Source organism: Nakamurella sp. PAMC28650, from assembly GCF_014303395.1.
Taxonomy (GTDB): domain Bacteria; phylum Actinomycetota; class Actinomycetes; order Mycobacteriales; family Nakamurellaceae; genus Nakamurella.
This window is the reverse complement of record NZ_CP060298.1, coordinates 2,421,636-2,441,437: the sequence shown is the minus strand read 5'-3', so window position 1 is coordinate 2,441,437 and position 19,802 is coordinate 2,421,636. Positions and strand designations below refer to the sequence as shown.

Here is a 19,802-nt window from a genome sequence, read left to right as displayed (position 1 = left end):
ACGGCTGGAAGCGTCCACGGGCTCGCGGCTGACCGCGGCTGCCGCTGGTGGTGGCGCTGTCACCACCAGCCGAGCCAATGGCTGATCAGCAGGCCGATGACGGTCACCAGGACAGCACCGAGATACCTCAGCAGGGTGGGCGTCAACGCCCGCCACCGCACGGCCGAGTCGAGCGGGACCACCGCGGCCAGGGCGGACAACTGGTGCACCAGGGGTAGCAGCACGACCAGGGAGATCAGCCGGCCGTCGAGTTCCGGTTTCCCCACCACGATCCGCAGCACCAGCGCGCCGAACAGCAGCACCGCCGGGCCGCCCGAGCCCGGCCGCATCACCACCCAGAACGTCAGGCCCACCATGAGCGCCCACTGCAGCACGTTCGTACCGCCCACCCGGTCGGGTACGAACAGCGTGGTCATGGTCAGCGCGCAGGCGATGGCCAGCGCGATCCGCAGCCATCCGCCGCCGCCGGGCAGCAGCGATCCGCTCTCCGGCGGCCGGTCGTCGCCGGGTGCTCGCTCACCGGCCGGGGGCGCGGTCATCGACGATGCCTTCGGAGTTTCATGGCCGCGGTCAGGTCGGTGGCAATCTGCCCCCGGTCCCACGTCAGGACCGGAATCCCGTCGCCGCGCAGGCGGTCCAGCCGGACCCGGCGCTCGGCCAACAGCAACTGGACCTCCTTGACCGCCTGCGGGAACCGGTCGGTCCGGGCCGTCTGCAGAAGGTCGTGGGTGGGCAGCACGTCGACCACCACCACCTGATGACCCCGGCCGGCGGCATCCAGGGCCGCCTGCATCGACACGTCGTCGATCAGGGACGAGAACAGGACCACCACCGCCGAGGGCGGAAGTCCCCACAGTTCCGGCGTCGGCATCCATCTGGACCTCGAGGACCGGACCTGGGCGAGCTGGTAGCGCACCCGCTGCAGATGACGGGATCCGCTGCCCATCCGCACGTGTCGGCGGACCGCGGACAGATCCAGGATCCCGACCCGGTCCCCGGCGTGCAGCTGGGTGGCCGTCACGGCGGTGGCCGCCGCCACCATCAGGTCGATGCTGGACCGCACGGCGGTAGGGTCGCGTCCGTCGGTCGGCTGCTCCACCCGGACCAGCCCGAGGAGAAAGCGGCGGAGACGCTGCAGGTTCTCGGCCGCGGCGACACGCAAACGGTGCCAGTCACTCCGCGGATCCCTGATCTGCGGGAGGATCTCGTGGCGGGTGTCAAGGCACAGGACGAATTCGGTGTCGGCGTCGCTCTGCGTCCGCCGGACGAACAGCTTCTGATGACGCGCATAGGCGCGCCAGTGGATGCTGCGCAACCGATCCCCCGGAACGAACTCGCGCAGATCGATCAGGTCCCCGCCCTGGCCGGCCCGCCGGCTGCGGTGCTCGCCGGCCCAACCACCCAGTATGGGGGGGAGCTCGAACCCGCCGACTGCCTCGACCCCAGGCGGCACCATCACGTCGAGCTCGTCACCGCTCAGCGGGCCGGCGCAGAACAGGGCATCGGGGCCGGCGGCGAGCAGATCCGGTCTGGCCACCACCACCGTGCCCCATGACGCCGCTCTGGTCCGGGCCAGGACGAGGCCGTCGGCCCCGCCGGGCACGGTCTGCCCGGCCCGCCCCGGGTCCCCGAGGGCGTCCGGGATGCTGACCGAGACCAGTTGCACCCCTTGGAGTCCGACGATCTCGACGGCCACCGTCATCGGCCGGTCGCCGACCACGACGCCCTGCGTGCTCGCCACCGCCGCCGGCAGCACCTCCCGATCCGGCTGCGCCGCGGACAGGGCGAGCACCAGTCCCAGAGCGATCGGGATGCCCAGCACCGCGACGTCCGCGCGCCCGAACGCGACGCCGAGGCCGATGGCCGTGGTGGCGAACGAGAAGGCCCGGTACAGGGCGGCGGTGGGCCGCCAGCCCCGGGGGTTTCCGGGCGTCGTCATCGACGTTTCAACGACCGACGCCGCGCATCGTCGGCGGGGTCGGCACGGTGGCCAGCAGGTGGCGCACCACATCCTCCCCGGACACCGATTCTGCGTTGGCCTGCAAGGTCAGCACGAGCCGGTGACCGAGCCCGGCGACGGCCACGGCCTTGACGTCCTCCGGGAGGACGAAGCCCCGCCCGTCGAGCACGGCCCAGGCACGGGACAGCAGCAGCAGGGCCTGGGTCCCGCGCGGCGAGACGCCGGCCTCGACGGAGCTGTGCCGACGGCTCGCCGTGGCCAGATCGACGCAGTAGCCGATGATGTCGGCATCGGCCTCGACCTGCTCCACCCCGGCCTGCAGGCGACGGAGCGACGCCGGGTCGGTCACGGCGGGCACCGGTTGGTCGCCCCTGGCCCGCGCGATCCGCCGGCGGAGCATCTCGATCTCGGCCTGCGCCGGCGGGTAGCCGAGCCTGGTACGGATCAGGAAGCGATCGAGTTGGGCCTCGGGCAGCGCGTAGGTCCCCTCGTACTCGATCTGATTGGCGGTGGCGATGACGTGGAACGGCACCGGGAGCAGGTGCGTATTCCCCTCGACGCTGACCTGGCCCTCCTGCATGGCCTCGAGCAGGGCGGACTGCGTCTTGGGTGGGGTCCGGTTGATCTCGTCCGCCAGCAGCAGGCCGGCGAACACCGGGCCGGGCTGGAAATTGAACTCCGCCCTTCCCGGGTGGTAGAGGTAGGACCCGGTGATGTCCGAGGGCAGCAGGTCGGGAGTGAACTGCAACCGGCGGAACTCCAGGCCCAGCGCCCCGGCCAGGCTGCGCGCGAGCAGCGTCTTGCCGAGCCCCGGGTTGTCCTCGAAGAGCACGTGACCGCCGGCCAGGATGGCAGCCAGCGCCAACCGGAGCGGATAGCCGTTGCCGACCACCGCGGTACCCACCGCCTCGGCGATACGCCCGGCGGTGTGGGCGATCTCGGCCGGCGAGGCGACCGCCCCGGTGCCGGCCGCCGGGACCGGATCCCCGTTCGGTTCGACCTTGGCCAGGTGGTGCTCGAACCGGACCCCGGTGGTCGGTGGCTGTGGCGCGGTCATCTGTTTTCTTCCCTCTCCACGAATTGTTGCGACGCTGAAGACGTGCTCGCGATCCGAGGACCTGGCCGCGAGCGGGAGTCCCCGAGCGTGATCAGCCGGTCGATCATCGCCGTCACCTGGGCGGCGGTCGGATCCGGCGGTGGCGGCTCCGAGCCCACCCGGGGAGGCGGGAAGAGCAGTTCGTGGGTGCCGGCGCCCAGCAGTCCGATGGCGCCGGCCGAACCCGGCCCCAGCTCGTGACGGGCCAGCACGGCGGTGGCCAGCACCCGCAGGCGGGCCTGCAGGTCGTGGCTCAGTCCGGGGCGCGAATCGGTCAGAGCGTCGAAGCCGTTGAGCCGCCAGCGCGGGATGCCGGCCAGCCGGACGGCTCGACCGTTGGGCACCGTCGGCCATTCGATCCTGACCAGGTCCATCGCCCGGAGCAGTCCGAAGGACCCGACCGCGACGACCAGACCGGACCCGGCCACCCGTGGCACCGGCGCCCCGGCGACGAAGACGCCGACGCCGAACACCGCACCGATCGCCGCGGCGATGACGAGCTGGGTCCGAACGGAGGTCTGGACGGGCGCGGGATGGCCCGGGAGCGGCGGGGTCGGATCACCGGGCCGAGTCGGCGCCTGCCAACTCACCGGTAGCCCTGCACGGCACCGGCACCGAGGGCGGCCAGCAACGCGTCGGCGCCGGCCCTGGCCCTGATCGCGGTGTCCGGTAGCAGTCGGACGTGGTCGAACCGGGCCCGCTGGTAGAGCGAGAGCAGTTCGGCGGCAGCACGTTCGTCGACCGGACCGAACGACCTCAGGGCCTGGATGAATTCGGTGGGCGTCTGCTCGGGACGTCGCCCCGTGCCGCGGGCGGCCGCCTGTCGCTCGAGCTGATCCCAGCAGGCGATGACGTAGTCGGCTGCCTCCCGTGGATCGAAGGCCCTGGCCGGATCGGGTGCCACCGGCGTCGGCCGGACGTCGTCGGCCGGCTCGACGGCGCGCTTGCGGGAGGCGGCGGGAGCCGTTCGATTCCTGACCATCGACACGGCGATGAGCACCACGGCGACCAGCAGGATGCCGCCCAGGACGAGGAGCACCACGGTCGGATCGAAGGATCCGGCACCCGGCGCTGCGGCCGCCGGGTCGACGTTCCTGACCGGCGGCGGGGTGAACGTCGGAGGCGCGATCGAGGGCAGGTCAGCCGGCGCGGAGGCGGTGTGCGGACGGCCGATCCAGGGACCGAGCGACCCCGCCCACAGGGCGGCGCCGGCCAGCAGTACGCCGGCGGCCACGATCAGGCCGGCGCGGGCCAGCGGAGCGGGTGCGGGCCATCGACGCCTCACCGCCACGCCTCCCCCATTTCTCCATCATCGCCTGCCACCGCCCTCACGCGGCGGCATTCCCCGGTGAAGTGTCCACCATTGCGCTAGGAGCCTCCCGGCGCAACGGACTCCGGCCCGTCGGGCTGCGGCGCAGCAGGCCCCGGCCGGGCCGGCCGGGCCGGCCTGTCGGACCGATGGCCCCAGACATCGGCCAGTGCCACCGCCCGGGTCCAGCTGGCGTATTCGGCCGTCCGGCGCTGCGGGTTCGCCTGTGGCCGCCATTCCGCGGCCCGTTGCCAGTTCGCCCGCAGCACCTCGCGGTCCGGCCAGTACCCCACGGCCAGCCCGGCGGCATACGCGGCCCCGAGCGCCACCGTCTCGGCCATCATCGGTCGCACCACCGGGATGTCGAGCGCATCGGCGAGCAGTTGCATGAGCAGGTTGTCGGTGGTCATGCCACCGTCGACGGCCAGCGACTTCGCCGACCGGCCGGCGTCGGCATTCATCGCCTCCATCACGTCGCGGGTCTGCCAGGCCGATGCCTCGAGCACGGCCCTGGCGATGTGCGCCTTGGTGACGAACGCCGTCAGACCGACCATCAGGCCCTGCGCCGAAGGGTTCCAGTGCGGGGCGAACAGACCCGAGAAGGCGGGCACCACATAGCAACCGCCGTTGTCGGGGACGGTGGCGGCCAACGTCTCGATCTCCGCGGCGCTGCGGATCAGACCGAGGCTGTCGCGCACCCACTTGACCAGCCCGCCGGCCACCGCCACCGAACCCTCCAACGCGTACCTGGCCGGTTCGTCACCGATGCGGTACGCCACCGTGGTGATCAGCCCGTGACCGGATCTGATGATCTTCGGACCGGTGTTCAACAGCAGGAAGCTTCCGGTGCCGAAGGTGCATTTGGCTTCGCCGGCGTCGAAGGCCGTCTGCCCGAAGAGGGAGGACTGCTGGTCGCCGATGATGGCCCCGATGGGAATCCCGGCCACCGGCGCCGTCGTCGCGCCGACCACGCCGACCGTCGATCGGATCTCCGGCAGCATGCTGCGCGGGACCCCGAGTGCGGCCAGCAGCACCGGATCCCAGTCCAGTGTCTCCAGGTTCATCAACATGGTCCGGCTGGCGTTGGTGACATCGGTGACGTGCAGGCCGCCGTTCACCCCGCCGGTCAGATTCCAGGTGATCCAGGAGTCCATCGTGCCGAACAGCACTTCGCCGCGCTCTGCCCTCTCCCGCAGGCCGGGATCGCGGTCGAGCAGCCAGCGCAGCTTGGGCCCGGAGAAATACCCGTTGAGCGGAAGCCCGGTCCGCCTGGTGATCTCGGCCTCGTCCTGGGCGACGGCGATATCGGCCAGCAGGTCGATGGTCCTGGTGTCCTGCCAGACGATCGCGCGGCCAAGGGGCCGCCCGGTGGTCCGGTCCCAGACCACCGTGGTCTCCCGCTGGTTGGTGATGCCGAGGGCGACGATCTGGGTGGGCTCGACGCCCGCGTCGGCCAGCGCGAGCGGCACGATCTGACGGACGATGGCCCAGATCTCGCCCGCGTCGTGTTCGACCCACCCCGGCTGCGGGTAGTACTGACGGTGTTCGCGCTGGGCGACCGACACCATGGTGCCCTGATGATCGAACACCATGCACCGGCTCGAGGTGGTGCCCTGATCCAGTGCCGCCACGAACTTCTGGCTCATGACTCCCGCCCGTGCCCGAGTTCGCGGGAGATCGACCGGCCCGCCCTGACCACCTGCGAGACCAGGGTCGCGCGGGGCCTCGAACGCTCGTCGCAGATGCGCGTGCTCGCACCCTCGATGCCCACGGTGGCCACCACGTATCCCCCGCCGTCACGGATCGGCGCCGCGATGCCCGATACCCCGGCGTCCGACTCGTCCACCGACGCAGCCCAACCGAGATCCCGGATCGAGGCCAGATCCCGTTGCAGCGCAACGCGATCGGTCAGCGTGCGGAAAGTGTAACCAGGGAGATCCTTGCCGATGATGCTGCGCGCGGCACCGGGATCGAAGGCGAGCAGCACCTTCCCGAGCGCATTGGCGTGCAGCGGCAGACCGGTGCCGGTCAGGATGACCTGATCACTGCCATCGGCGCGGAACACGTGATGTGCCACCACGGCCCGGCCGTCGGCGAAGGCGGCCACCCGGGCCGACTCCCCGGTGCGGGCCGCCAGGGCGTCGGTCCAGTTCAGCGCCTTGGCCCTCAGCTCGTTCAGATCCAGCCTGGCCCAGCCGAGCCGGAAGACCTCTGGCGCCACCCGATAAGGACCGGTGGGGAAGGTCTGTTCGATGAAACCGACGTCCTGCAGGGTGCGGAGCAGACCGTGGGCGGTGCCCTTGGCGAGCCCGAGGGCGGAGGCGATCTGGGCCAGCCCGATGGGTTCGTCCTCGTCGGCCAGCAGCCTCAGCATCGCCGCGGCCCGCTCGACGGACTGCACGGTTGCGGACACGAACCAAAGGGTACGCGTCCGGTTTCACACCGTTCGGCATGGCCGAACCATACAGCGTTCGGCAATGCCGAACGCTCGGGATTGATCTTGCCGTGGTGGCACCGATACCTTGCGAACGAGGCACTTCTCGCACCGCTCCGGCGGTGTCCGCGAGGAGTCCGATCCCGATTGATCAGTGAGGATCATCGATGACCCGGATCCAGGCGACCGACGGCCCGGCAGCACCCCCGGCGTTCCGCGGCCCCATGGCGCACCCACCGTTCGGTTCCCTCCGGTCCGGCAGCGGCTGAGCGCGCCGATCATCGTCGGACCCGCATCGCCCGTCCGTGCCACGGCCTCCGGTCCTGCGCACACTTGAACCATCCGCTCGACAAGAACGCTTCAACACGCACCAAGGAGTGATGACATGAGTTTCCTGTCCACCGCGATGAGCCCGGCCAACCGTCAGGACGCGCTGCGCCAGATGACCGAGACCGAGTTCGACGTACTGGTCATCGGCGGCGGCGTCGTCGGCGCCGGGGCCGCCCTGGACGCAGCCAGCCGCGGGCTGAAGGTGGCGCTGGTGGAGGCCCGTGATCTCGCCTCGGGCACCTCGAGCCGATCTTCCAAGCTCGTGCACGGCGGCCTGCGCTACCTCAAGCAGCTGAACTTCTCGTTGGTCTTCGAGGCACTGCGCGAACGCAAGCTGATCCTCGAGACCCTGTGTCCGCATCTGGCCCACCCGGTGAAGTTCATCTACCCGCTGGAGCGGTTCGCCTGGGATCGCGCCTACGTCGGTACCGGCGTCGGCGTCTACGACGTGCTGGGGGCCGGCCGGGGGGTCCCCAGCCACCTCAGGCACCTGTCGAAGCGCAGGACGATGGAGTCGTTCCGCGGCGGCAAGATCGGCGGCATCAAGGGCGGCATCATGTTCTACGAGGGCCAGCTCGACGACGCCCGTCACACCATGATGATCTCGCGGACGGCGGCGTCCTACGACGCGCTGGTGGTCACCAGCGCGCGGGTCACCTCGTTCCTGCGCGACGGCCAGCGGGTGATCGGCGCGGTGGTCAAGGATCTGGAGACCGGCAAGGACATCGAGGTCAGGGCGAAGACGACGGTCAACGCGGCAGGGGTGTGGACCGACGACATCCAGCAGATGGTCGGCGGCAAGGGCCAGTTCAAGGTGACCGCTTCCAAGGGCGTCCACGTGATCGTCCCGAGAGACCGGATCGACTCGGACACCGGGCTGATCACCGAGACCGAGAAGAGCCTGCTGTTCATCATCCCGTGTCCCTGGAGCGACGACTTCTGGGTGATCGGAACCACCGACACCCCATGGGATCTGGATCTGGCCCACCCGGCTGCCAGCCGCAGCGACATCGACTACATCCTGGGCCAGGCCAACCGGCTGCTCGAGAAACCCCTCACCCGTGACGACGTCGTCGGCGTCTACGCCGGCCTCCGTCCGTTGCTCGCCGGCGAGGAGGACCAGACCAGCAAGCTGTCCCGCGAGCACGCCGTGGTCTCCCCCGTCCCCGGTCTGGTGATCGTGGCCGGCGGCAAGTACACGACCTACCGGGTGATGGCCGCGGACGCCGTCGACGAGGCGGTCAAGCAGCTGCCCGGCAGCATCGGGAAGTCCATCACCGCCAAGGTTCCGCTGATCGGCGCCGACGGCTACCAGGCGCTGGCCAACAACATGGACAAGCTGGCCACCGAGATCGGTCTGGACGAACCACGGGTCAAGCATCTCCTGGGTCGCTACGGCAGCCTGATCCGTGAGGTGGTGGCGCTGATCGGCACCCGTCCGGAGCTCGGCGAACCGCTGGAGAGCGCCCCGAAGTACCTGAAGGTCGAGGCCGTCTATGCGGTGTCGTACGAGGGGGCCCTGCACCTGGACGACATCCTGGCCCGCCGCACGCGGATCTCGGTGGACACCTGGGACCGGGGGGCGGCGGCCGCCCAGGAGGTCGCCGACCTGGTGGCCCCGCTGCTCGGCTGGGACGCCGCCGCCGTGCTGAACGAGGTCGAGCACTACCGGGCCAGGGTGAAGGCCGAGATCGAATCCCAGCAGATGCCGGACGACCAGACCGCGGACGCCGCCCGGATGGGCGCTCCGGAGGTCAGGGTCGGTGCCGAATCCCCCGGCGAGCGCCATGGCACCGAAGGCTCCGCGGTCGGTCAGGGCAAAGCGGCGCAGGGACTGTGACGGCATGAATCGGCAATGGGCATGAATCGGTAACGGGCATGAATCGGCGATGTGCATGAACCGGCAATCTGACAGGGGGCCGCCACCGGCGGCCGATTTCTAGCGCGCCCCGTTCCACGGTATCGCCCCGCCCGGAGGCGATACCGCGATGGGTGGTGCGAGAAATTGCCGGATCCAATCGTATTTCCCCCGCCGGCATCGCAGCCGGCCCGGTCCAATGGAGGACTTCAGTTGAGCACTGTCAGCTTGGGGCACATATTCCTGTACGAGACGCTGGGCACGATGATGCTTCTCCTGCTCGGCTGTGGCGTCGTGGCCACCGCCATCCTGAAGGGCAGCAAGGGCGAGAACGGCGGTTGGCTGCTGATCACCTTCGGTTGGGGTCTCGGGGTCTACGTCGGTGTGTACGTCGCATTCCCGACCGGCGCGCATCTCAATCCGGCCGTCACGGTGTCGCAGTGGATCATGGGCAACATCTCGGCCGAACAGGCATTCGCCTACTTCGGTGCCGAACTGCTGGGCGCATTCCTGGGAGCGGTGCTGTGCTGGGTCGCCTTCCGCGAACATTTCGATGCCGAACCGGATCCGGGCAAGAAACTGGGCGTCTTCTCGACCGGTCCGGCCATGCGGACACCGGTCTGGAACATCCTCACCGAGATCATCGCCACCTTCGTGCTGATCTTCTGGATCCTGATCGCCGGTGGCACTCCGACGCAGGTCGGTCCACTGGCGGTCGCGCTGGTGGTCATCGCAGTCGGTGCCTCGCTCGGCGGACCGACCGGCTACGCCATCAATCCTGCCCGTGACCTCGGCCCCCGCATCGCGCACGCAGTCCTACCGATCAAGGGGAAGGGCTCGTCCGACTGGAGCTACGCCTGGATCCCGGTCGTCGCACCCATCGTCGGCGCCGTGCTGGCGACCCTGGTGTTCAAGGCCACCGACGCCACCAACCTGATCAAGGCGGTCAAGGCCGGCTGACCCGCAGCTGCATCACCCCGATGTTCATTCCAATGACGTAGTGAAGAAAGGACTTTCCGCACATGAGCGAGCAGTTCGTAGCAGCGATCGACCAGGGCACCACCTCCACCAGGTGCATGATCTTCAACCACGAGGGCCGGGTCGTGGCCGTCGACCAGAAGGAGCACGAGCAGATCTTCCCGAAGGCCGGTTGGGTGGAGCACAACCCGATCGAGATCTGGGACAACATCCGGGCCGTGACGGCCGGCGCGCTGGCCAAGGCCGACCTGCAGGCTGCCGACATCGTGTCGATCGGTATCACCAACCAACGCGAGACCGCCATGGTCTGGGACCGGCACACCGGTGTCCCGGTCTACAACGCCATCGTCTGGCAGGACACCAGGACCGACGCCATCTGCCAGCAGCTGGGCGCGCTGGGCGGCGGCGCCGACCGCTACAAGGACAAGGTGGGTCTGCCGCTGGCCACCTACTTCTCGGGCCCCAAGGTCCGCTGGATCCTCGACAACGTCGAGGGCGCAAGGGAAAAGGCCGAAGCCGGCGATCTCGTCTTCGGCAACATGGACACCTGGACCGTCTGGAACATGACTGGCGGGATCGACGGCGGGCTGCACATCACCGATCCCACCAACGCCTCGCGGACCCTGCTGATGGACCTCGACACGCTGACCTGGGACGCCACCATCGCCGAGGACATGAAGATCCCGTTGTCCATGCTGCCGGAGATCAGGTCGTCCTCCGAGGTCTACGGGGAGGTCCGGCCGCGCGGCGTGCTGGCCGGCGTCCCGATCGCCGGGATTCTCGGCGACCAGCAGGCCGCCACCTTCGGACAGGCCTGCCTGTCGGTCGGCGAAGCCAAGAACACCTACGGCACCGGCAATTTCATGCTGATCAACACCGGCACCGAGAAGGTCCCGTCGAAGAACGGCCTGCTGACCACCGTCTGCTACAAGATCGGTGACCAGCCGACCATCTACGCCCTCGAGGGCTCCATCGCCGTCTCGGGATCACTGGTCCAGTGGGTCAGGGACAACCTCGGCCTGATCACCGAGGCCCCGCAGATCGAGGACCTCGCCAAGACCGTCGACGACAACGGCGGCTGCTACTTCGTGCCCGCCTTCTCGGGTCTGTTCGCCCCGTACTGGCGCTCCGACGCCCGCGGCGCGATCGTCGGTCTGACCCGCTACGTCAACAAGGGTCACATCGCCCGTGCGGTCCTGGAGGCCACCGCGTTCCAGTCGAAGGAGGTCCTCGACGCGATGAACGCCGACTCCGGTGTCGACCTGACGGCGCTGAAGGTCGACGGCGGCATGGTCGTCAACGAGACGTTGATGCAGTTCCAGGCGGACATCCTGGGGGTCCCGGTGATCCGGCCGGTGGTGGCCGAGACCACCGCACTGGGAGCCGCCTACGCCGCGGGCCTGGCAGTCGGCTTCTGGGCCTCCGAGGAGGACATCCGCACGAACTGGGCCGAGGACAAGCGCTGGGAGCCCAACATGGAGGAAGGCGCACGGGCGAAGGCCTACGCCTCCTGGAAGAAGGCCGTCACGAAGACCTTCGACTGGGTCGACGCCGAGGGCTGACCGGCGCACCAGCGCACCGGCCCCTGCGCACGGCGGAACAAGGGCGGAACAAGGGCGGGACGTACTTCGGTACGTCCCGCTCTTCGTGGTTCCGAACCCCGACGCGAGGTGTGGGAATCCTGCGTCGGCGGTGATGTCCGATTCCAGAGGTTTGTCGACATTCGGAGGAATCTGCGCCGGAAACAGCGTTGTTCCACCGTAAAGGGCCAGAAATCACTCTTCTGCAACAGGATTTCCTTTCCACAGGTGCTTCACATCTGATCCTTATTCGTGCAAACTACCGGCGTCCGGAGTTCTCACGAAGAGCCAGGAGTACAGATGAGACGCACCATCTTCGTCGTTGCCGCAGCCATCGTCGCCGGTCTGTTGGTCGGTCCGTTCGGGATTGCCTCCGCGGCATCAGCACCGGCCGCCAGGGCCCATCACCACGCCGATCGGGTCTGCGCGAAGGCCTCGGCCGGGAACGCCGCCTGCGAGGCACTCGTCCAGGTCGATGCCAACGGAAAACCGGTGGCCAACGCCACTCCCAGCGGCTATGGACCCGCCGACATCCGATCCGCCTACTCCCTCGCGTCGTCCTCCAGCGGCGGGCGGACCGTCGCCATCGTGGACGCCTACAACGACCCGACCGCCGAGGCGGACCTCGGCGTGTACCGCCGGACCTACGGGTTGTCGGCCTGCACCACCGCGAACGGCTGCTTCCGCAAGGTCGGGCAGACCGGCGGGGCCGTCCCCAGCACCAACGCAGGCTGGGCGCAGGAGATCAGCCTGGACCTGGACATGGTCTCGGCGGCCTGCCCGGACTGCAGGATCCTGTTGGTGGAGGCCAAGACCGCGTCCTTCGCCAACCTCGCCGCAGGCGTGAACTACGCAGCCACCCAGGGTGTCTCGGCGATCAGCAACTCCTACGGCGGATCCGACTCGTCCGCGAGTTCGGCCTACGACCACCCGGGGATCGCGATCACGGCGTCCACCGGCGACGGCGGCTACGGCATCGAGTCACCCGCCTCCTACCCGACGGTGGTCGCCGTCGGCGGCACGAGTCTGACGAAATCCTCCACCGCCAGGGGCTGGTCCGAAACGGCCTGGAGCGGCGCCGGCAGTGGCTGCTCGACGTTGAACGCCAAGCCCAGCTGGCAGACCTCGGCCACCCAGTGCTCGGGCAAGGCCAATGCCGACGTCTCGGCGGTCGCCGACCCCAACACCGGCGTCGCGGTCTACGACTCCACGGCCTACCAGGGCTCTTCGGGCTGGTTGGTGTTCGGCGGCACCAGCGCGTCGTCGCCGATCATCGCTTCGGTGTACACCCTGTCGGGCAACACTTCCGGCTATCCGGCGTCGTACACCTGGGCCCACACCGGTTCGCTCAACGACGTGAAGTCGGGTTCCAACGGCACCTGCCCGACGACGATCTGGTGCACGTCGGGGACCGGCTGGGACGGCCCCACCGGTCTGGGCACGCCGATCGGCACCGCTGCCTTCTGATCGGGCCGACGTCAACGTAGACCCAGCACCAGGGGCGGGACGCACCGAGGGGTCGCGTCCCGCCCCTGTGTGCGGGCGTCGATCTCGCCCGAGGCCGAAGGGGCGCCGGGCTCAGCCGAGATCGCCGTCGTAGTGCATGAGACGGCGGCCGATCTCGGTGATCGAACCGGACAACGACGGGTAGACGCTGAGCGTGTAGGCGAGATCCTTGGCGGTGAGCCCGTTCTGGACAGCCAGCGCAATCGGCAGGATCAGTTCCGAGGCCGACGGCGCGACCACGACGCCGCCGATGACGATGCCGGTCGCCGGCCGGATGACCAGTTTGATGAAGCCGTTCTTCATCCCGGTCATCTTCGCCCGCGGATTGGTCGACAGCGGCATCATCAGGGTCCGGGCCGGCACCTTGCCGGCGTCGACCTCGGCCTGCGAGATGCCGACGGTGGCGATCTCCGGGTGGGTGAAGACGTTGGCGGCCACCGTGCGCAGGCGCAGCGAAGGCACTCCCTCGCCGAGGGCGTGCCACATCGCGATCCGGCCCTGCATCGCGGCCACCGAGGCCAGCATCAGCACACCCGTGCAGTCGCCGGCGGCGTAGATGCCCGCGACCGAGGTGCGCGACACCCGGTCCACCGGGATGAAGCCGCTGGCCGGAAGTTCGATCCCGACCTTGTCCAGCCCGATCCCGTACGTGTTGGGCACCGACCCGACCGTCATCAGCGCGTGCGAACCGCGCACCTGCCGCCCGTCGGTCAGGGTGACGATCACCTGCTCGCCGTCGTTGACCACCGATTCGGCCCTGGCCCGCCGGGCGAGCACCCCGCCGTGGGCGGTGAAGACCTCCTCGATCACCGCGGCCGCGTCGGCGTCCTCGCTGGGCAGCACGCGGTCGCGACTGGAGACCAGGGTGACCTTGACCCCGATCTCGTTGTAGGCCGACGCGAACTCGGCACCCGTGACCCCCGAGCCGATCACGATCAGATGATCCGGGAACGCCGGCAACGAGTACAGCTGCCGCCAGGTGAGGATCCGTTCCCCGTCCGGCAGAGCGGATTCCAGGAGTCGCGGCGAGGCACCGGTCGCAATCAGCACCACGTCCGCCTCGAGCGCCGCGGCCGTGCCGTCGTTCCCGATCACCTCGACGCGGTGGGCCGCCAGACCAGGGGCCGAGTCGGCCAGTTCCGCGCGGCCGGCCAGTACCGTCACGCCTTCGGACAGCAACTTCGAGCCGATGTCGGCCGACTGCGCCAGCGCCAGGGACTTGACCCGGCCGTGCACCACGTCGACGTCCACCTCGACCTTCTGCGGCGGGACGATGACACCCAGTTCATCGGCGTCCCGGACGGAGGTCCGCGCACCGGCCGAGGCGATGAACGTCTTGCTGGGCACGCAGTCGTAGAGCACGCAACCACCGCCGGGGCCGTCGGTCTCGACCAACGTGACCTCCGCGCCGTACTGCGCTGCCACCAGTGCGGCCTCGTAACCCGCCGGGCCGCCGCCCATGATCACGATCCGAGTCATCGGCCCTCCTCTTTCCGGCCTCGTCGACGCAGGACCATGTTCCGGAGCCCGGTCCCCAGGCTCTGCCCGTCCGACCCCGACGTCCGGCTCACTGCTTCCGCCGCCGCCACACGCTCCTGCTCGGCATGCAACTGCTGTTGCAGCGCCACGGCTTCCTGCTGGGCGAACTCCACCGCGCCTGCCATCGTCTGATCCGTCGGACGCCGCCCCGAAAGCCTGCCCTCCGACGCCGCGATGGCGGCGAAGTCCGGCTCCGGCAGCGGCGCGGCGGCCAGCACCCGGTCGCGCATCTCGGTCGTCCCGTCATCGCGCATCGCGGTGAGCACGAACTGGTAGGTCTCGGATTCGGGCACCCGCATCACGGCCGACAGCACCGAGGTGCCGACGGAGTCCCGGGGGACCGACATCTCGCTCTCGAACACCCGCACGATGCTGCGCTGGAGTTCGACCACCACCAGACCCGCGGCGGTCAGCATGTCGACCAGGGTCCGATGGGTGAACCAGCGCAGATGGGTCTCGTCCAGGACGCCGGTCTCCTGGTAGTCGAAACGGCCCTGCAGCAGGCTCAGCCGGAGATCGGCATGAGCGACGTTGGGCACCGACAGCACGACAGCACCGCCCGGTTCCAGCAGTTCGACCGCGGCTCGCAGCACGTCCAGCGGCCGGATCAGATGCTCGAAGACGTCTCCGGCGAGCACCACGTCGTATCGTCCGGAGATCCCGCCGAGCAGCGAGAGGTCGTTCAGGTCGCCGATGATCGTGTCGTCCGCGACCAGCGCCAGTTCGGCACCGGCCTGCGGGTCGTACTCGATGGCGGTGACCCGGCAGCCACGTTGCTGCAGGACCCTGGTCATGTAGCCCGAGGACGCACCGAGTTCCAGCACGCGCTTGCCCTCGCCCACCATCAACACGAGCATGGAGTGGGTGTTGTGGACGTTCGACAGATCGATCTCGGCCGCGTAGCGGTTGTTCACATCGATCTCCCTTCTCGATCCAGCACGCGGCCACCGCCGCCCACCCACGGAATCCATCCGCGGAAAGGCCACGGTAGCAGCGGCTGTGACCGACCGGACCGACGCGCGGATCCCTGCTCGGGTGACCCGGCGATGCCCTACCCTCGGTGCTATGACTGGCACTGCGTTGCCGACGGCGAACAGCCGTCCGGAGATCGGGCCCCTGGATCTCCCCGGTGGTGCCGATTTCGTCGAGGTGGTGCGATCGCTGGCCGAGTTCACCCAGCTCCACGGGCGATCGGCACCGAAGATCGCGTTCGAGAAGCAGCTGGCGCTCAGCGCCAGGGACCTTTCCTCGTGGGTCCTGCCGGCCTGGTGCCGGGTCTGCGGCCACGGCAGTCTGCTCCACGTCGATCTCGAGTCCTCCGACGGGATCACCCCGAACTTCTGGGAGCGCCTGGTCTGTCCCACGTGCTCGATGTCGGCCCGCCAGAGGTTCCTGGCCGAGCAGTTCCGGGCGCTGGCGCTCTCCGTCCAGGGGATCGACCGCACGATCCGGATCGACGGGAACCCGGGAGCGTTCGGAGCCTGGGCCTCGGGGGTGGCCGGACAGCACCCTGGCCTGCGGGTCGCCACGCAGCCGGAGGAGGACCGCGACCGGCCGCCGACGGTCGGCATCTTCTCGATCGACCTGCTGCCGAGCGTCGTCGACCTGAACGCGACGCTGCGTGACGTCGTCGAAACCCTCGCGCCAGGCGGACGTCTCGTCCTGTCCATCCCGTTCCACGCCTGGGCCCAGACGACGATCAGTCTCGCCGAGGGCGAGCAGGCCACCGGTCCGTGGCGTCATCAGCTCGGCTGGGATCTGATGGACCGTTGCCGGGTGGCGGGGTTCGCCGATGCGTACGCGCTGGTGCACTGGAGTTCCGCCTTCGGCTACCTGGGGAACGGCACCCCCCTGGTGCTGATCGCTGAGAAGGCCTGACCCCGACACCGATCCGCACTGCGTCCCGCCCCGCGCCGCACACCATGTGACGGCCGGCGATGGCCTAGTGTCAGTCTTTCAACGTCAGGTGACGCCCGGGCTCGGTCCGGAGGCACGGGAAGCGGGGTGGGACGATGCCCGACGGCAATCCGGTGGAGGAAACGAGCGAGGCCGTCCCGGAGAGCAGCGACCTGCAGGACGAACTGGACGGGGCCGAGCTCGAGTTGAAGATCGCGCGGGAGGAGCTGCTCGCCGCCTGCATCGCCGAATCCAGTGCACTGTCCTCGCTGAACCACATGCGCCACTACCTGGGGGTTCTGCACGATCGTTGGGCGGACCCCTCGGATGTCCGCTCGCTCGAAGAGGTGGTCGAGCAGCGGGTCGCGGAGTCCGACGCAGCCCTGGCGGAGACGTCGGATCTACGGCGAAGGGCCGCCGACGTGGATCCACTGCAGCAGCGGGTCGGCGAGCTGGAGCAGCAGCTGAGGGAGCAGGAGGAGCAGCTCGGGGAGATCGTGGGGTCCCGCCTCTACCGGACGCTCAGCGTCTATCGCCGGGGCGTGGAACGTCTGCTCCCGGCCGGCACCAAGCGGCGGGAACGGTACCGACGCCTGGTCTAGCGGCCCGATGGTGCTCGGCCGCCCGACCCTGTTTCCGGCCGGTGCCGACCGTCAGCCGGCCCTGGTCCATCCCGGGACGTCGTTCAGGATCCGCTCCAGCACGGTCCGGGCCTGCTTCGGGGAGAACGCCTCCAGGATGCGCCGTTGTCCGCTGGCCGCCATGCTGACCCACTGGTCGTCGTCCTGCAGGAGCTTGATCACTGCGGCGGCGAAGGCTTCTGGAGTGTCACCCACGGCCACGTCCGTTCCGGCGATCACCGGCATGCCCTCGAACGCCACCGAGGTCCCGACGATGGGCAACCCGTGCTCCACCGCCTCGGCCACCTTGCCCTTGACTCCCGCGCCGAAACGCAGCGGCGCCACCACGACCCGCGCCGCGGCGTAGACCGGCGCGAGGTCCTTGACCCAGCCGACCACCTCGACCCCTGGACCGGCCAGCGCGGCCACGGCCGGACCGAGGTTGGACCCGACGAGATTCAGCGTGGCGTCGGGGACGACCTTCCTGATCAGCGGCATCACCTCACGCGACATCCATTGCGCACCATCGATGTTGGGCGGGTGGTTGTAGTTGCCGACCATGACGATGTCCCGTCGGCCGGTCGGTCGCGGATCGGTCACCACCGCCTGGTGGACCAGGGAGAGAAGCTCGACCTGGACCCCCGGTTCACGGCCGGCGAGATATTCCTTCTCCACCGGCGACACGACGAGCGTGATGTCGGTGATCTTCATCGCCGTCCGCTCGAGTTCCCAGATGTAGCCGGCCATCCGGCGCAGTCTCGGGTCGTTCTCGATCTCCGACTGGGCCAGCAGCCTCCGGCCGTGCAGGTCGACCGAGTCGTAGATGGTCAGCGCATCCGGCGCGTACTGCAGCACCTGCTCCATCACCGCGCCGGCCACCTGCGGACGGCTGAGGATGATCGTGCTGATCGCCGGACCGGCCTCGATCAGGAACCCGTGCTGCTCCTCCAGGGTGGTCAGGACCGTCACGCCCTCACGCTCCAGATCGCGCGTGTAGGGCTGGAGGCCGCGCCGCTTCGCCGGAGCGAGGTAGACCGCAAAACCGAGGCCGCGCAATTCGTCGATGATCGCCTTGAGCCGCCGGGACCCCGCATCCTGATCGGGGGTCGGCACGTCGGACTCGTAGATCAGCACCATCCCCCTGGGGCGGCGATGGCGGCCGTTCCACACCGACGCCGGACCGTCGTTCGGGCCGTTGACCACCAGTTCCTTCCGCCACTTCCGCAGGAAGGCGGCACGGTTGACCCGCTGGAACCTCTTCAGACCCCCGGTGTCGTCCCTGCCGTTGCTGACGCCCTCGAGATGGGTGAGCACCGACTCCGGCTGCACGACGACCCGGTAGCCGAGACTGCGGATTCCGAAGCAGAGGTCGACATCTTCGTAATACGCTGGTGCGTAACGGATGTCGAAACCACCCAGCTCCTCGAAAAGGGCGCGCCGCACTGCGATGGAGGCTCCGGAGCAGTAGTCGACCTCACGCGTCCCCCGGATGGCCGAGTTCTCGGGCCACCAACGCCGCCCGAAGTTGTGGCCGGAGCCGTCCTGGAAGATGATGCCGCCCGACTCCTGGACCAGCCCGTCCGGGTACATCAGCAGCGAGCCCACCAACCCGATCGTCGGGTCCTGGTCGAGGGTCTCGACCAGCACGTCCAGCCAACGATGGTGCACCAGCGTGTCGTTGTTCAGGAAGACCAGGACCGAGCCGCGGGCGTGCTCGGCGCCGAGGTTGCACGCGCCGACGAAACCGGTGTTGCGCCCGGTCCGGACGTGACGCAGGCCCGGGATGGCCGCGAGTTCGTCAGCCGTGTCGTCCGGCGAGCAGTCGTCGACGACGACGACCTCGAACGGCGTGCTCGAGTGCAGGCGGGACAGCGACTGCAGGCAGTCCTGCGTCACCGTCCACTGCCCGTGCACCGGGATGATCACCGAGGCCACCGGGGCGGTGTGCTCGGGGAATTCGATCAGCATCGGGTTCCGCCACAACGTGACCGGACGTTCCCGGTCGCCCTGCGCCGCAGCGTTCGTCGGGCCGAGGATCCGCTGCACGGTGATCTGCTGCACCTGGTCTGCCACGCGGCCGATCCTGCCATGTCGCAGGCGCCTCCCGGCGTTGACGCGGCCCCTTTCGCCGGACACGGTCCGCGAATGCCGACCACCTCCGGCGGCGTCGGCCGACGGCTGATGTGCCGATAGGCTGCGCAACATGGCTCTCTATGCGGCGTACGGGTCCAACATGGACCCGGCGCAGATGTTGCAGCGCTGCCCCTCCTCCCCCGTCGCCGGCACCGGTTGGCTGCCGGGTTGGCGGCTGACGTTCGGCGGCGAGGACCTGGGCTGGGAGGGCGCGCTGGCGATGGTCGTCGAGGAGCCGGAGTCCAGCGTGTTCGTCGTGCTGTACGACATGGCCTCGTCGGACGAACGCAACCTGGACTCGTGGGAAGGCGCCGATCTGGGCCTGTACACCAAGATCCGGCTCATGGTGCAGACCCTGGAGGGCGACAAGCTGGCCTGGCTCTACGCCCTGCAGGCGTTCGAGGGCGGCGTGCCGTCCGCGCGTTACCTCGGTGTCATCGCGGACGCGGCCGAGGCTGCAGACGCGCCGACCGAGTACGTCGCCCAGATGCGCCGCCGGCCCTGCCGGTCGAACGGCACCTGAGCCCCCGCCCCCCGCCCCGCGCGCCCCCCAAACCCCCGTC

General features: G+C 69.3%; 17 protein-coding genes. 7 read left to right on the top strand and 10 right to left on the bottom strand.

Going from position 1 to position 19,802, the window contains the following annotated elements:
* Positions 1 to 59 precede the first annotated feature (59 nt).
* From H7F38_RS11125 to H7F38_RS11095, 7 genes are all read right to left on the bottom strand, one after another.
* On the bottom strand, positions 60 to 539 hold the full coding sequence (locus tag H7F38_RS11125) for a hypothetical protein (protein WP_187094109.1): 480 nt from the start codon (positions 537 to 539) through the stop codon (positions 60 to 62).
* The gene (locus H7F38_RS11120; protein ID WP_187094108.1) at positions 536 to 1,939 is read right to left on the bottom strand and encodes a DUF58 domain-containing protein; all 1,404 of its coding nucleotides are present in this window, start codon (positions 1,937 to 1,939) and stop codon (positions 536 to 538) included. Before H7F38_RS11120 ends, H7F38_RS11125 begins: the two co-directional genes overlap by 4 nt.
* 7 nt (positions 1,940 to 1,946) lie before the next feature.
* Complete coding sequence (locus H7F38_RS11115) at positions 1,947 to 3,017, bottom strand: MoxR family ATPase (RefSeq protein ID WP_187094107.1); 1,071 nt, start codon at positions 3,015 to 3,017, stop codon at positions 1,947 to 1,949.
* Positions 3,014 to 3,646, bottom strand: coding sequence for a hypothetical protein (locus H7F38_RS11110; protein ID WP_187094106.1), 633 nt, complete (start codon positions 3,644 to 3,646; stop codon positions 3,014 to 3,016). Before H7F38_RS11110 ends, H7F38_RS11115 begins: the two co-directional genes overlap by 4 nt.
* Positions 3,643 to 4,341 (bottom strand): DUF4129 domain-containing protein, encoded by a 699-nt coding sequence (locus H7F38_RS11105; RefSeq protein ID WP_187094105.1) that lies wholly within the window; start codon positions 4,339 to 4,341, stop codon positions 3,643 to 3,645. Before H7F38_RS11105 ends, H7F38_RS11110 begins: the two co-directional genes overlap by 4 nt.
* An 83-nt stretch (positions 4,342 to 4,424) precedes the next feature.
* Positions 4,425 to 6,011, bottom strand: a complete 1,587-nt coding sequence (gene glpK, locus H7F38_RS11100; protein ID WP_187094104.1) for a glycerol kinase GlpK — start codon at positions 6,009 to 6,011, stop codon at positions 4,425 to 4,427.
* Positions 6,008 to 6,778: an IclR family transcriptional regulator gene (locus H7F38_RS11095; RefSeq protein ID WP_187094103.1), complete on the bottom strand. Its 771-nt coding sequence runs from the start codon at positions 6,776 to 6,778 to the stop codon at positions 6,008 to 6,010. The genes glpK (H7F38_RS11100) and H7F38_RS11095 overlap by 4 nt, the downstream gene beginning before the upstream one ends.
* Positions 6,779 to 7,184: 406 nt before the next feature.
* Here H7F38_RS11095 and H7F38_RS11090 point away from each other — a divergent pair, with 406 nt between their 5' ends.
* The 4 genes from H7F38_RS11090 to H7F38_RS11075 all read left to right on the top strand — a co-directional run bounded on the left by H7F38_RS11090 (position 7,185) and on the right by H7F38_RS11075 (position 13,012).
* A complete protein-coding gene (locus H7F38_RS11090; RefSeq protein WP_187094102.1) occupies positions 7,185 to 8,969 on the top strand; it encodes a glycerol-3-phosphate dehydrogenase/oxidase in 1,785 nt (594 codons plus the stop codon).
* Positions 8,970 to 9,251: 282 nt separating this feature from the next.
* A complete protein-coding gene (locus H7F38_RS11085) occupies positions 9,252 to 9,947 on the top strand; it encodes an MIP/aquaporin family protein (protein ID WP_370531361.1) in 696 nt (231 codons plus the stop codon).
* A gap of 62 nt (positions 9,948 to 10,009) precedes the next feature.
* Positions 10,010 to 11,527, top strand: coding sequence for a glycerol kinase GlpK (gene glpK / locus H7F38_RS11080; RefSeq protein WP_187094101.1), 1,518 nt, complete (start codon positions 10,010 to 10,012; stop codon positions 11,525 to 11,527).
* A gap of 318 nt (positions 11,528 to 11,845) precedes the next feature.
* The gene (locus H7F38_RS11075) at positions 11,846 to 13,012 is read left to right on the top strand and encodes a peptidase S8 (RefSeq protein ID WP_187094100.1); all 1,167 of its coding nucleotides are present in this window, start codon (positions 11,846 to 11,848) and stop codon (positions 13,010 to 13,012) included.
* A 111-nt stretch (positions 13,013 to 13,123) separates the two neighbouring features.
* Here the strand turns inward: H7F38_RS11075 and H7F38_RS11070 are convergent, their stop codons facing one another.
* Together H7F38_RS11070 and H7F38_RS11065 are read right to left on the bottom strand one after the other, a co-directional pair.
* The gene (locus tag H7F38_RS11070; protein WP_187094099.1) at positions 13,124 to 14,530 is read right to left on the bottom strand and encodes an NAD(P)H-quinone dehydrogenase; all 1,407 of its coding nucleotides are present in this window, start codon (positions 14,528 to 14,530) and stop codon (positions 13,124 to 13,126) included.
* Positions 14,527 to 15,504 (bottom strand): bifunctional 2-polyprenyl-6-hydroxyphenol methylase/3-demethylubiquinol 3-O-methyltransferase UbiG, encoded by a 978-nt coding sequence (locus H7F38_RS11065; protein WP_187094098.1) that lies wholly within the window; start codon positions 15,502 to 15,504, stop codon positions 14,527 to 14,529. Before H7F38_RS11065 ends, H7F38_RS11070 begins: the two co-directional genes overlap by 4 nt.
* 151 nt (positions 15,505 to 15,655) lie before the next feature.
* On the opposite strand from H7F38_RS11065, the gene H7F38_RS11060 reads away from it, so the two are divergent.
* Positions 15,656 to 16,468 carry a hypothetical protein gene (locus tag H7F38_RS11060; RefSeq protein WP_187094097.1) on the top strand — a complete coding sequence of 271 codons (813 nt, stop codon included), beginning with the start codon at positions 15,656 to 15,658 and terminating at the stop codon, positions 16,466 to 16,468.
* A 134-nt stretch (positions 16,469 to 16,602) separates the two neighbouring features.
* A complete protein-coding gene (locus H7F38_RS11055) occupies positions 16,603 to 17,088 on the top strand; it encodes a hypothetical protein (protein ID WP_187094096.1) in 486 nt (161 codons plus the stop codon).
* A 51-nt stretch (positions 17,089 to 17,139) separates the two neighbouring features.
* On the opposite strand, the gene H7F38_RS11050 is transcribed toward H7F38_RS11055, so the two are convergent.
* Positions 17,140 to 19,179, bottom strand: a complete 2,040-nt coding sequence (locus tag H7F38_RS11050) for a glycosyltransferase (protein ID WP_187094095.1) — start codon at positions 19,177 to 19,179, stop codon at positions 17,140 to 17,142.
* A 130-nt stretch (positions 19,180 to 19,309) separates the two neighbouring features.
* On the opposite strand from H7F38_RS11050, the gene H7F38_RS11045 reads away from it, so the two are divergent.
* Positions 19,310 to 19,762 carry a gamma-glutamylcyclotransferase family protein gene (locus tag H7F38_RS11045; RefSeq protein ID WP_187094094.1) on the top strand — a complete coding sequence of 151 codons (453 nt, stop codon included), beginning with the start codon at positions 19,310 to 19,312 and terminating at the stop codon, positions 19,760 to 19,762.
* The last annotated feature ends 40 nt before the right edge of the window (positions 19,763 to 19,802 follow it).

Excerpts from the sequence above, each read along its gene's own strand:
- H7F38_RS11045 (WP_187094094.1), top strand. The coding sequence starts at position 19,310 with ATGGCTCTCTATGCGGCGTACGGGTCCAACATGGACCCGGCGCAGATG.
- H7F38_RS11055 (WP_187094096.1), top strand. The coding sequence starts at position 16,603 with ATGCCCGACGGCAATCCGGTGGAGGAAACGAGCGAGGCCGTCCCGGAG.
- H7F38_RS11115 (WP_187094107.1), bottom strand. The coding sequence starts at position 3,017 with ATGACCGCGCCACAGCCACCGACCACCGGGGTCCGGTTCGAGCACCAC.
- H7F38_RS11125 (WP_187094109.1), bottom strand. The coding sequence starts at position 539 with ATGACCGCGCCCCCGGCCGGTGAGCGAGCACCCGGCGACGACCGGCCG.
- H7F38_RS11085 (WP_370531361.1), top strand. The coding sequence starts at position 9,252 with ATGATGCTTCTCCTGCTCGGCTGTGGCGTCGTGGCCACCGCCATCCTG.
- H7F38_RS11090 (WP_187094102.1), top strand. The coding sequence starts at position 7,185 with ATGAGTTTCCTGTCCACCGCGATGAGCCCGGCCAACCGTCAGGACGCG.
- H7F38_RS11120 (WP_187094108.1), bottom strand. The coding sequence starts at position 1,939 with ATGACGACGCCCGGAAACCCCCGGGGCTGGCGGCCCACCGCCGCCCTG.
- glpK (WP_187094101.1), top strand. The coding sequence starts at position 10,010 with ATGAGCGAGCAGTTCGTAGCAGCGATCGACCAGGGCACCACCTCCACC.
- H7F38_RS11060 (WP_187094097.1), top strand. The coding sequence starts at position 15,656 with ATGACTGGCACTGCGTTGCCGACGGCGAACAGCCGTCCGGAGATCGGG.
- H7F38_RS11070 (WP_187094099.1), bottom strand. The coding sequence starts at position 14,530 with ATGACTCGGATCGTGATCATGGGCGGCGGCCCGGCGGGTTACGAGGCC.
- glpK (WP_187094104.1), bottom strand. The coding sequence starts at position 6,011 with ATGAGCCAGAAGTTCGTGGCGGCACTGGATCAGGGCACCACCTCGAGC.
- H7F38_RS11075 (WP_187094100.1), top strand. The coding sequence starts at position 11,846 with ATGAGACGCACCATCTTCGTCGTTGCCGCAGCCATCGTCGCCGGTCTG.